The 11,448-nt window shown below is 29.3% G+C and carries 12 protein-coding genes and 1 pseudogene; all 13 read right to left on the bottom strand.

The features are described 5' to 3' along the window. Positions 1-369 (bottom strand): annotated as a pseudogene (locus ACFS5J_RS11230) (hypothetical protein); the annotation flags it as partial. 163 nt (positions 370-532) lie between these two features. After that, positions 533-1,027 carry a hypothetical protein gene (locus ACFS5J_RS11225; protein WP_379812284.1) on the bottom strand — a complete coding sequence of 165 codons (495 nt, stop codon included), beginning with the start codon at positions 1,025-1,027 and terminating at the stop codon, positions 533-535. A gap of 630 nt (positions 1,028-1,657) precedes the next feature. Further along, positions 1,658-2,131 carry a hypothetical protein gene (locus ACFS5J_RS11220; RefSeq protein ID WP_379812283.1) on the bottom strand — a complete coding sequence of 158 codons (474 nt, stop codon included), beginning with the start codon at positions 2,129-2,131 and terminating at the stop codon, positions 1,658-1,660. A 180-nt stretch (positions 2,132-2,311) separates the two neighbouring features. Then, on the bottom strand, positions 2,312-3,394 hold the full coding sequence (locus ACFS5J_RS11215) for a DGQHR domain-containing protein (protein ID WP_379812282.1): 1,083 nt from the start codon (positions 3,392-3,394) through the stop codon (positions 2,312-2,314). Beyond that, positions 3,391-3,987, bottom strand: a complete 597-nt coding sequence (locus ACFS5J_RS11210) for a hypothetical protein (protein ID WP_160634407.1) — start codon at positions 3,985-3,987, stop codon at positions 3,391-3,393. Before ACFS5J_RS11210 ends, ACFS5J_RS11215 begins: the two co-directional genes overlap by 4 nt. 415 nt (positions 3,988-4,402) lie before the next feature. After that, the gene (locus tag ACFS5J_RS11205) at positions 4,403-4,810 is read right to left on the bottom strand and encodes a hypothetical protein (RefSeq protein WP_379812281.1); all 408 of its coding nucleotides are present in this window, start codon (positions 4,808-4,810) and stop codon (positions 4,403-4,405) included. Between the two features lie 152 nt (positions 4,811-4,962). Next, complete coding sequence (locus ACFS5J_RS11200) at positions 4,963-5,898, bottom strand: hypothetical protein (protein ID WP_379812280.1); 936 nt, start codon at positions 5,896-5,898, stop codon at positions 4,963-4,965. Between the two features lie 182 nt (positions 5,899-6,080). Further along, the gene (locus ACFS5J_RS11195; RefSeq protein ID WP_379812279.1) at positions 6,081-6,530 is read right to left on the bottom strand and encodes a DMP19 family protein; all 450 of its coding nucleotides are present in this window, start codon (positions 6,528-6,530) and stop codon (positions 6,081-6,083) included. Between the two features lie 146 nt (positions 6,531-6,676). After that, entirely contained in the window at positions 6,677-7,051 is a 375-nt protein-coding gene (locus tag ACFS5J_RS11190; RefSeq protein ID WP_379812278.1) for a hypothetical protein, read from the bottom strand. Between the two features lie 731 nt (positions 7,052-7,782). Next, positions 7,783-8,571, bottom strand: coding sequence for a hypothetical protein (locus ACFS5J_RS11185; protein ID WP_379812277.1), 789 nt, complete (start codon positions 8,569-8,571; stop codon positions 7,783-7,785). A gap of 133 nt (positions 8,572-8,704) precedes the next feature. After that, entirely contained in the window at positions 8,705-9,238 is a 534-nt protein-coding gene (locus tag ACFS5J_RS11180; protein WP_379812276.1) for an STM3941 family protein, read from the bottom strand. Between the two features lie 174 nt (positions 9,239-9,412). Beyond that, positions 9,413-10,147, bottom strand: a complete 735-nt coding sequence (locus ACFS5J_RS11175; RefSeq protein ID WP_379812275.1) for a hypothetical protein — start codon at positions 10,145-10,147, stop codon at positions 9,413-9,415. Between the two features lie 166 nt (positions 10,148-10,313). Continuing rightward, positions 10,314-11,207 carry a hypothetical protein gene (locus ACFS5J_RS11170; protein WP_379812274.1) on the bottom strand — a complete coding sequence of 298 codons (894 nt, stop codon included), beginning with the start codon at positions 11,205-11,207 and terminating at the stop codon, positions 10,314-10,316. Positions 11,208-11,448: the final 241 nt, after the last annotated feature.

Below are 11,448 nucleotides of genomic sequence, written 5' to 3'. Positions count from 1 at the left end.
CAAATATCTATCAGTCGCTGCTGCAAATAATGATTTATTAATTGTTGAATCAATTTTCATTGCTTTTTTCATAAATTCTACTGCTTTTAAATAATCGGAAGAATTTACACCATGTTGAAAAATCATTGCAGCTTTGGCATAATCCTTAGCAGATATTATTTTATTAGAGTCTATCAACTGACCTACACGTTTTCTTCTAATTTCATCCCTTTTCGCAACAATTGACCAATTATTTGTTTCGTTATTTTTTCGATCTTCTTGATCACTTATGTAAAGTTTATCGATATTTAAAGACATTAATTTTTCTTCACTTACTTTATCAGAACAACCTACAAGAGTTAAAATTACAATTATTAATATTCTTTTCATTTGATTTCGGATAATTATGTACAACGGTTTCGTATAACCGTCTGTTACGGGTTAATATGCGTTAATTTTCGGTTTTGCACAGACGTTAGCAATTCCGAGTGGATTCGGGCGCAGTCGAATCCGCCGTAATTGCGGTTATACATTGTTGTGCAACGTTGTTTTGTCAGTCTCTGCTTTTCCATTCGTTGGTTTTGCTATCAAATTCATTAATGTGCCAACCATCGAGAGAATAAGTCAGAGTAAATTCGTTTGTTGTATTATTGTTTGAATATTCAAAATCTCTGAATTTATATTCGTCAAGATATTTTGGCAATTCCGTTTTGTTTTTTAATTCGTTTAGTGAGTTTGGATATTTGTCAAAATTACTTTTGTATTCAATTATTTTTTCCGCAACTAAATCGGCATTGTGTTGATTATACTCTTGTTTAATTTTTGCAAACAAAAGACTAAAAATTACTCCAAAAAATATTGTCGCACAAACACGAATTGCGTAATTACGCTTTTTGCTCGAATTTTTCCAAACAATCAAAAGCACAATTAAAATCAGAGTACAAATTCCGAAAAGAATTAGTAATTTGAAAAATCCGAATATTGTTCCCAAACCGAAATACAATCCGATTAAAATTCCAAAAAATAAAATCAAAAGCCACTTTTTCAAATTAGTTCGGTTTTTTTCCAATGTTGCACAACGGTTTCTGGCTTGCATCTTCGGCGCAAACCTTAAACTCAAAGATAGCAAAAATGGTGTAAGAAAAAATTCGGGACGAATTTTTTCGGCAAGAATACCCAAGACTTGCGCTGAGTGCAAACCAGTGTTAACAGCAGCATAGTGAAGTGAAAAAAAATAGTTTAAAAGCCGAAGAAAGGCGAGAAGTAACCAAATAAATATTCTTTTCGGTAAACAACTGTTGGAACCAATTACAAACTGGCTAAAAATCGGCAAGCGTAAATTAGTCGGATTGGTTGAAACGAAACATTTCCAAAAGAGAAACAGCCACAGCAAACTATTTTTTGAAACGTGCGAAAGATTACGTCACAATTGGTTTTGCGGAGCAAAATATGTTGCTGTTAACGGTCCGCCGCTTGTAGCAGTTGCGTAAATTTAGCCTAAAAGTTTACAAGTACAAAACTCTTCGCGGAATTTTCGGAGAAAATTCCGAAGTAACCCAAGCCTAGCAATTGCAACAAACGGCTGTTATGCGTTCGTGCTTATTTTTAAGTTACATACTTCCATCATTTTATAATTTATTTTATAGCAATCTTTTTATGTTGTTTGCCATACACTATGTTATTGATTATTTTTTCGTTTCCAATTTATATAAGCTTCTCTTCCCAGTAATTTTTTTTCAGGGTCTCCATGTCCTCTAATATAAATACCTGAATTTAATTGTCCTGCTTCAAATGGAAGTTCACCATTATATAAGTTTTCGGTTTCAATGTTCGCTAACACTTTTAGATTAGAAACATTTCTTCTTGTGTAAGTTGGAATAATTATTTCCTTCCTAACAAAAGGTTCTCTTTTTCTTTTTTCTAATGCAAAGGTATAATGTGTTTCAAACTCAATTAATTTAAAGTCGTTAGAATTAAGTTGACTGAAATCTATTTCATTATGTGAAATTATTGCAGTAATTAGCATATGACATCTTGGGTGTAGTTTTGGAGTACCTTCATCTTGAGATAGAACTATGGCAATACCATAAAAACCTTCTTCTGGATTCGTTTGTATCACATCTCCTTTATTAAATAATTGATACTTTGGCATTGCTTTATAAATTAAATTTCTAAATAAGTTTTTCAAATTGTCCTTGTTCAGCTCAGTTTTTCATGCATGACGCATAACGGTCTCGGCTATGAGTAGTTGCGTGGGCTGGCACTTAACTTTGCAAGTACACACCAAACTGAAAAACCGCAAGGATTTTCAGAAGTAGGCGAGAACAAGCAATTACTTATAGCCATTGTTGTATGCAGTTTTTATTGATTCTATTATCATTTTACTCAATCTGTTTTGTTGCTGAGCATTAGAAGGAAAATCTTTACTAGTTAATTCAAGATTTTCTTTTTCTAAATAGTTTTTAAAGCTTGTGAAACATTTTTTAAAATGATTATATGTCAAGTCATTATGTTTATCTCCTAAATCATACATTGCATTGAAAGAATTTAAAATAGCAACATAGCCAGTTGTTTTCCATAAAATATTCTCCAAAGGTGATTCCCAATATTCAGGAAATGTATCTCTTAAAGAATTAAATACGTTTAAAAATATCTTTAAAATTACACTGTCTTCATTATTTAAAAAATATGTCCTCAATGGAAGTGAAGGAACTTGAGGAAGTTCTTCATTTCTTTTTGATAATCTATAGTCCAAATCAGGATCTTTAGTTAACAAGAATATTAGATGCTTTACAAAAGTACCTTGAGATAAAGTTGCTAAATCTTGACTTTCTTCCTTTTTACCCAACATTTTCAATCTATTGTAAAAAGGTGATTCAGTATTTTTATTTAAAGCACGTGCAATTTCGTGTGCAGTCTTTTGAGGACTTCTATGTCTTGATAAAGCAAACAAATCATATATAAGACTCATACTAACCTTTGTTTGCTTACTATTAATAATAGAAAAAACATAAGCTTTTTCTTCTTCTGTTAAATTGAACATAAGAATTATAGGAAGTTCAAACCTATCTTTAAAATCAGATTTTAAAATTCCTTTTAATCTATGTTGACCATCTATAACTTCCCCAATTTTTTTATTATTATTCAAGGGTATCTCGAAGTTATTGTTGTTTAGCGTAATATTAGCATCTTCATAAACGCTAATGATTATTGGTGTTGGAAAAGTAGCATCAGGGTCAGAACAATATTTTGCTATTTCATTAATTCTTTGACTTGATTCATCTCTCTGAATTGCACTAGGACTAGCAGACCTAGGTGTGACGTGTACTAATTGTCCTAAATCAGTAGCTTTCATTTTACTAAAATAGAAGCTCCCAATAGGTTGATTTATTTCTATGTAAGGTGCTACTATCATATTTTATTTCCTTTAGAATCGGTTTTTAAATCTTCTGTTTTGTTGTTCATTTCGTCAACTTTTGCATCATCTTTTGAAGCAAAATTGTCATCTAACTCTTTATATTTATCATAATTATTTTCCAATCTTATTACACTAAAGGAATAAACAGAAATAATTATTGAAAGTAATAAGAATGTTAATTGCCACCAATCGATATTGTAAGTAAGATTCTTTAATTTCTCAATATTTATGTCATTAGGTGAACTAGAATAAAAAACACCAGCAAAAAATAATGTAAAGATTGAAACAATAATTGTTAGAATTTTAATTGATTTAAATTTTGTTGGATGATTTTCGATTAGGTTAACAAATAAAGGACCTAAAACAGAAGCAAGTAAAGCTATTGAATAAGTATAGAAACTTCCATTTATACTATCTAGAAATAAAGATTGTGAGAAGCTTAAATTTCCGTTAATTACTCTAATAATAAAATTTGAGATAACTCCAATTTGTCCTGCTAGTATTGTGAATAAAAACCAAGTAAAAAAAATAAGCTTATTTTCACTTATTACTTCAAATGGTTTGGTTGATAATTGCCAAATGTTTTTCATTATTTTTTTTGTTTCTCAAATTGCATACAACGGTCCGCGGCTATAAGTAGTGGCGACGAGCCAAAACCAAACCATTTCAAATATACCGCAAACTTTTGAATTTTTGGAAAAAATTCGGAAGGTTGCCATAACCCGCCATTACTTATAAACGCTGTTGTAGCACGTTTTTATTCAAGTGTGTTTATTTGTTCTTTCTCTGATTAACATAAAAGTCAGAATTATAATGATACCTATTCCGATTATTAATATACCATATTTGAATAATCCTGTTAGAAAAAATGTCGGAAATCCACCATAACGACCTTTTTCGGATATTTGAATGAGTTCAGAAATGAGGTTAGAATTCTCTAATATGAAATAACTGAAAATGCAGAATAAACTAATTATATATAGCCTAATGATTTTTAAATTCTTTTTATTCAAAACTAGTATCGGTTAAAATCAATCTATATTCCACTTCGTCCATTGAAAAAACGCCTGTTTTAGTTACTTTATATTCCCAGTTTTTTCTGTCAAATATGTTCTTTTTCAAGTTACGATTATCCGATTTTACAATTATTGTGTCAATTCCTTCAAGAAAATAAATCCCTTTATCGTGAGCATTTCCGATTTCACCATACTCTGTTATTATTTTTTCCATTTTGGGTTTTATTTCTACATTTTTTATTGAATCTTTTCCGTTTATTTTCCTCTTTCCAAATTCTAATATTGACTCAATTTTTAAATCAGATTGAGTTCTGTTTATAATAACGTATTTATTTACAACTCCAGGGTCGCAAGATGTAAAAATTATTATAATAAGAATTGGAATTATTCTTTTCATTCTGTTTTCTCAAAATGTGCTACAACGGTTCTCGGCTATAAAATTGTGGCGAAAAACCACAGACCGAGCGATTCCAAATATAGAATTTAATTTCGAATTTTCGGAGAAAATTCGGAAAAATGCGCAAACCCGGCCATAATTTATAACCGATGTTAGCGACAGTTTTTTCTATATTCATCAATTGTTTTATATATTAAGTTTTCAGGTAATTTTAACCATTCTTCAATTTCGTCTTTATTATTTACGTACAAATCGTATAAAGTTGTTTTTTTTAATTTATCTATTTCATCTTTATTATTTTCAGCATTTTTATATTTTTCTTTGAATTCAATTAGATATTCACGAGTATATTTCAAGTAGTCAATATTTGCAAAATGTATATTTGAGTTTTTCAAAATATATAACCTCAAAATATCTTCTTGCCAAGCATAACTTAATTTATTGTCACAATCTATGATTACACATTTATCTTTCGGTAAACCTTCTAAAAAAGGAGTTAAATTGTTCTTCCATGTAGAATTACCACTTATGGTTCCCCAAATTTTATATTCTAAAGGATTTTCTGAAATTTTCCTTATTGGCAAACCAGAAAAATATGGACGATAAGATTCGTCTAAAATTTCTAAACCATCATTATCTTTCACAATTGAATAGATAAAATCAAAAAAAGTATCAATTAATTTAAATTCTGCAAGATATTTATTTGATTTTCGATTTATATTTACCGTGATTAATTTGGAAGTATCTCCATTTTTTTTATAATATTTGATAACAAATCCACCACCATCAAATACTGATTCAGATTTACGAATAATTGAATCAGGAATGTTTTTATTTAATACTTTTTTTAATTTTTTGAATTGCTTGTTTGTAAATTTATAAGTTTTGTCTGAAAATATTGTATCTCTTTTTTTAGATATTTTATGTTTCAGAACACAATTTATTTCTTTTTTTGAATAATCAATTTTATATTCTGTATCTAAATATTTAAAGTAGTTAAACTCTATAATAACTTTTTCTATTCTGTTGTTCTGTGCTTTCAAAATGCAATTAGAAAATATGAATAAAAAAATGATTATCTTTTTCATTAAATTTGAGCTTAAGCTGTGTTTTTTCAAAATTGTCGCTAACGTGTTTGGCTATGATTTCGTTGCGGATAAATCCGCAGGATTCTTTCCGCCGTAAACCGAAGATAGCAAATTTGCGAGGACTTTCCGACAGGAAAGTCAGAAGCAATGAATTATAGCCGGTGTTGTACAGCGTTTTTATTTTATTCCACAACAAACTTCTCATAATTTTTTCGGATATATTCGATTTGTAAACTTTCCCAACTTTCAAAATCATAATATTCATCGTCCAAATTGTCAAAATCGGGATTCCGTTTATTTTCAAATTCCGAATCTTGTTTTTTGAAAATTTCAATCGCTTTTTCAGTCAGAGTTGCGAAATTTTTTGCGCCTATTCTTGTAAATCCGTTGACAGCTTCTTTTCCGTATTCAAGTCCGTTGTTTAGAAAGAATTGGTCGAATCCACCATTTTTTACTTCCGAATCTAATGTCCAAATAACCAAAAAGTCAGAAAGTGCTTTATCCGCTTTGTCAAGATTTTCTCCGAAAGTGCCAAAATATAGTTCACAAGCTTTATCATAAATTAGTTCAACTAACTCTTGGTCAGTCGAATTTTTCAGTTCCGTTATTCCGTATTTTACTTTTCGAATCATTTTTGTTAAATGCTGTACAACGTTCTGCGGCATGCTCTCAGTGGCGTTGCACCAACACCAAGCCATTACAAATATAGAAAAACATTCCATTGAGCAGCGGATTTTCCGTAGGATAATCCGAAAGTAGCCATTGAAGCAAACCGCTGTTAGCAGCTGCCTTTGTAGAAAAACCATTGATATAATTTTCTCAAATTTTCGGTTGTCAATTCTTTTATCAAGTCTTCCATTTTTTGCAAATCAATGAATTTTCGTCGATGTTTTTCGTTTATCCTATTTATTTCTCGTCGAATATTCACTTTCATTTCTTCTTCAGAAAGATTATCAAAAAACGTTAAATCTATAATTCTATTTTGTTTAATAGTTTGGATTATTTTTTCTTCGAAACTTTTACGGTTAGATTTTATCTTTTGATAAATTATTACCAGAATTATTGATAAAAAAAGTATTATGATACCACCGAGCAAGTCACTATTGATTTTTTGAATCAAGGTATTTTTTTGAAGTAAAATAAGATATGGCATTGTTGTCTAAGGTTGCTGCTAACGGTCCGCGGCTATAAGTAGTGGCGATGAGCCAAAACCAAACCATTTCAAATATAAACTTATTTTAGAAAATTCGGAGAATTTTCGGAGTATTCTAGAAATAGCCATTACTTATAACTGCTGTTGTGCTCAGTTTTTCTTTTTTAATTTCAGATTTGTGCAATAAATTATAATTGACACAGTCATTAAAGTTATTCCAAATAACCAAACTTTAGTTTTTTCAATAATGAGAAAGTTCATAGGATATTTAACAAACAGTACACCAATTATAATTGCTTGTGCTAAAAAATAAATCCATTCTCTTTTGATTAAATTTAATTTTTTCCTTTCGAGTAATAATAATGTAAAGAATAGAATCCAAATTGATATTGGATAGTATATATAGTTTGATGTTATTGATAGAAATTCAAGCCTGGCGATTAAATCATTTCGACCTATTTGAATGAAATGATAATAATTGTATTCGTAGTAGCCATTTGTTAAAGTAAGTATGAATCCGAGACAAAAAAATGTCGATGATAAGACAAGATTAATTTTGTATTTCAGATTTTGATTCATTTTAAATTGAGCACAACGGTTTGCCGCTTGTAGCAGTTGCGTAAATTTATCCTAAAACTTTACAAGTACAAAACTCCTCGTGGAATTTTCGGAGGAAATTCCGAACGCAAGCCAAGCCTAGCAATTGCTACAAACGGCTGTTAGCAGTAGTTTTAATTTATCATATTCATAATTTCTAATTCGCATTTTGCCATTTTAGAGATTATACTATAATTACTAGGTATTTCAGAATTACTATATTCTTCAAAATATTTTTGTAGATCTTCTTGTGTTTTAGAAGCAAGCTCAAATTTATCTGTTAAAAGATAATATTCTTGTAAATAAAGTTTTGCGTATAGATTTTCAATTTTAGTTGAATTTGAATTATTGATAATTTCTTCAATTAATGTTTTAATTTTTGCATCATTTTCTGAAACTTCGTCATTCATATATAGCTCAATTAAATCTGACTTGTTATTTTCTTTAATCAAATTAGTTTCTTTTTCACTTGAAAAAAGATCTTTCCAATAAACTATTTTATTCCCTTTAATAAAATAGTACCTTACAAAATTATTATCGTTGTTGGTCCCATATTTTTTAGTTTCAGAATCAAAATTTGTCGTCATGATTAAGATTGCACCATCTTTGGTTTTTGGCTCTATCGAAAAGATTAATGTGGCCTTTGGTGAATTTTCTAGATTAATTTCAAACTTTATAAAATTTGATTCAGAGATTCTTTGTCTTACTGTTTCTACAATTTCAGCCATTTCTGTACTAGTTAAATCTTTGTGGAGTGAAGTTCTGAAAAATGCATCTGCAAATATCTGATGTGTAAATTTGAATTTCTCAAAATTATAGGAGTTTGTAATTGGGTCTCCAGTATAAAGTACTTTAACTTTTCCTTGTGCATTTAAGAAAAGCGATAATAAAAAAGCTGAAATTAAAAATAAATATTGTTTCATAGTTTTCTAAAAATTACTGCTAACGGTCCGCCGCTTGTGGCAGTTGCGTAAATTTATAGTAAAAGTAAACAAGTACAAAACTCCATGTGGAATTTTCGGAGAAAATTCCGAAGTAACCCAAGCTTAGCAATTGCTACAAACGGCTGTTGTGTGTAGTTTTTTTATGGTTTTGATGAGTTTTAGTAATATTATCGTAAAGTTCTTCAATACCACAATCTAAAAACGCATTTGAAATTATTATACTTTTTTTATAATTCCAATTCCCCATAAACATTAGAAACTTTTTTATCAAATTTAATTTTCTATTTTGAAAAACGCTTTCATTTACAAATATCTCAATACTTTTTTTCTTGATTCTCTCAATTTTTAAAATGTCTTGCCATTCAATTTTGCCTAAAGATTCATATCTTGAATTGTCAATTATAAATTCTTCATTTATTCTTAATGCATATTTTTTAAAATAAAGTTTTAATATTGAGAAAAATAGTGCTGAAAATAAAACAACTCCAATTATTCCAAGAATTTGAATATATAATATTTTCATAAAAACATTTCTTATAAAAATTTCTGGTTTTATAATGAAATAAACAGAAAAGATGAGCAGTAGTAAAGAAATTATAATTCCTAATGTTATTCTTTCTTTTCTAAATTTGATTTCGATATTCATAATTCTGTTTAGCGTGTTTTTCAAAATTACACACAACGTTTAGCGGCTTGCTCTCAGTGGCGTTACACCAATTCCAAGCCATTACAAATATAACAAAACATTCCATTGAGCAGCGGATTTTCCGTAGGAAAATCCGGAAGTAGCCATTGAAGCAAACCGCTGTTGTGTGCTGTATTATTTAGTTACTTTTACTTGTTTAAATATTCCTCTTTCTGAAAAATCACTACTTTTTATTTTATTTTTCGGACTAAGAAAATAAGTAACAGTTTCAATTATTTCTTTATTATTTGGATTTAATGTTATTTGATTAATTACTAATGATGTAATTTCATTATTTTCATTTTCTTTGATATAAACTTCTCCCTTTTTTAATTTTAATTCATCCAAGTGTTTATTATCAACATATTTAACTTCATTCAAATTGAAAAAGTAAATGCTGTCTTTAGTTTCAACAAATTTTTCGAAAATAAAATCACCTCTTAAACCTCGATCTTTTTCTGATAGTCCTCTATATTGATATATTTTAGTTTCAATATTTAAGCCTTCGGATTTTGAATTATCAATCTTCATTGGAGAAAATATTGGTTTTGTTTTATAATATTTTTCTTCACAAGAATTGTAACAATCATGAGTAATTCCTTCTATTTTATTTCTGTTTGGAATATCTGAAAGATTATAAAAAGATAAACTATTTATTAAGTCAATTTCAAATGTTTCTGTTGAATCTAGTATTATAAAACCGTTTGCATTTGAATCACGACCACCCCAAGCATCATATTTATATAGTATTTTTGAAGTTCCTTCTATTTTTTGGCTATACAATTCTGAAATTTCCCATTGTCCTAATCCACAACCATTGAGAAAAATAAGTAAAAGTAAAAATATTGTAGTATTTATTCTGATTTTCATTTGTTCAAAGGGTTTTCGGAAATATTGCACACAACGGTCCGCGGCTTGGCGCAGTAGCGGCTGCGTGGAACGATTATTTCTTGCTAAGATAAGATTTTCCAGCGGAAAATCGAAAGTTGTTTTTTATTGATTTGTAGCTATTGAGCCAAACCGCTGTTGTGCGTAGTTAATTTTGAATTCCGAATTCGTTCAAGATTTGAGTTCTATATTCGTTAATCTCTTCTTCATCTACTTTATAATATTCTTGAGGATTATTAACTCCTGTTGAGAAACTCATATTTAGTATCTCATTGTTTGAAACAATGAAACTAGGGCTCTTTTTTATGGCAAGTCTTAAGGCTAAAATTTCTGCTAATGCAAGATTATGTACTGGGAAGTCTGGTTGCTCTTGTTCCACTTTTTCCAAGTATTCTCTTAGGTTTGTTAAATTGATTCCTTGAATATAATTTTTTGTAAGAAATCCATCAGCAATAACTAAAACTAATACTATAGATTTGATTTTTATCAAAATACCTTGTGGATAAAGAAATGTTCTCAAATCAAAATTCACATTTGTTGTTTTAAAAACAAATAAACTTGATGGTAAGCAAAAACCGTGATTGTTTTGATAGGATGTTTGTATGATTTTAAAATTCTCACTTGCAACGATTTCTTTCGAAATATTTTTCCAATCATCATCTTGTGATTTTAAAGAATCATTGTAAAATAGTCCATAATATATTTTTGATAACCAAGTAGATATTAATTGTGTTACAGATTGATCTGGACCGTATTGTATCATTATTCCAATTTCCTCTTGTTTTAGATTTTCATAAAGCTGTTCTGGATTATCTAATAGTTTAATAATTGTATCCTCGTAAAAACTACCAAATTCACTATTGCATTTTGAATGTGCAGGAACTTTGATTCGACTATATTGTATTTCGTCTTTACTCGTTACAGTTTGTTCTTTAATTCCTAATTTACCCAATAAACTGTTTGGAATAATGTGTTCCAGTGTTTTCTTTTCAATAATAGGTTCTGAGCAAAAAAAGCAAGTATGATTAATTCTTTCAATCATTGTATTTCGGTCATTTTGGGTTTAATTACGCACAACGGTCCGCGGCTATAAGTAGTGGCGCCTAACCAAAACCAAGCCTTAACAAATATAGACTATTTTAGGAAAATTCGGAGAATTTTCCGAGCAGTCAGAGACCCTAGCCATTACTTATAACCGATGTTACCATACGTTTTTATTCACTTATAATGATGTCTAGTTCACTTTTTTTGATAACAATAGTATTTCCCCAAATATCCCCGAG

Source organism: Flavobacterium chuncheonense (genome assembly GCF_042686145.1).
Lineage (GTDB): Bacteria > Bacteroidota > Bacteroidia > Flavobacteriales > Flavobacteriaceae > Flavobacterium > Flavobacterium chuncheonense.
This window is presented reverse-complemented; position numbering and strand designations above follow the sequence as displayed.

Bases quoted from the DNA above. Each gene is read 5' to 3' on its own strand.
- ACFS5J_RS11220 (WP_379812283.1), bottom strand. From the start codon at position 2,131: ATGCCAAAGTATCAATTATTTAATAAAGGAGATGTGATACAAACGAAT.
- ACFS5J_RS11205 (WP_379812281.1), bottom strand. From the start codon at position 4,810: ATGAAAAGAATAATTCCAATTCTTATTATAATAATTTTTACATCTTGC.
- ACFS5J_RS11175 (WP_379812275.1), bottom strand. From the start codon at position 10,147: ATGAAAATCAGAATAAATACTACAATATTTTTACTTTTACTTATTTTT.
- ACFS5J_RS11170 (WP_379812274.1), bottom strand. From the start codon at position 11,207: ATGATTGAAAGAATTAATCATACTTGCTTTTTTTGCTCAGAACCTATT.
- ACFS5J_RS11185 (WP_379812277.1), bottom strand. From the start codon at position 8,571: ATGAAACAATATTTATTTTTAATTTCAGCTTTTTTATTATCGCTTTTC.
- ACFS5J_RS11215 (WP_379812282.1), bottom strand. From the start codon at position 3,394: ATGATAGTAGCACCTTACATAGAAATAAATCAACCTATTGGGAGCTTC.
- ACFS5J_RS11190 (WP_379812278.1), bottom strand. From the start codon at position 7,051: ATGCCATATCTTATTTTACTTCAAAAAAATACCTTGATTCAAAAAATC.
- ACFS5J_RS11195 (WP_379812279.1), bottom strand. From the start codon at position 6,530: ATGATTCGAAAAGTAAAATACGGAATAACGGAACTGAAAAATTCGACT.
- ACFS5J_RS11210 (WP_160634407.1), bottom strand. From the start codon at position 3,987: ATGAAAAACATTTGGCAATTATCAACCAAACCATTTGAAGTAATAAGT.
- ACFS5J_RS11200 (WP_379812280.1), bottom strand. From the start codon at position 5,898: ATGAAAAAGATAATCATTTTTTTATTCATATTTTCTAATTGCATTTTG.
- ACFS5J_RS11180 (WP_379812276.1), bottom strand. From the start codon at position 9,238: ATGAATATCGAAATCAAATTTAGAAAAGAAAGAATAACATTAGGAATT.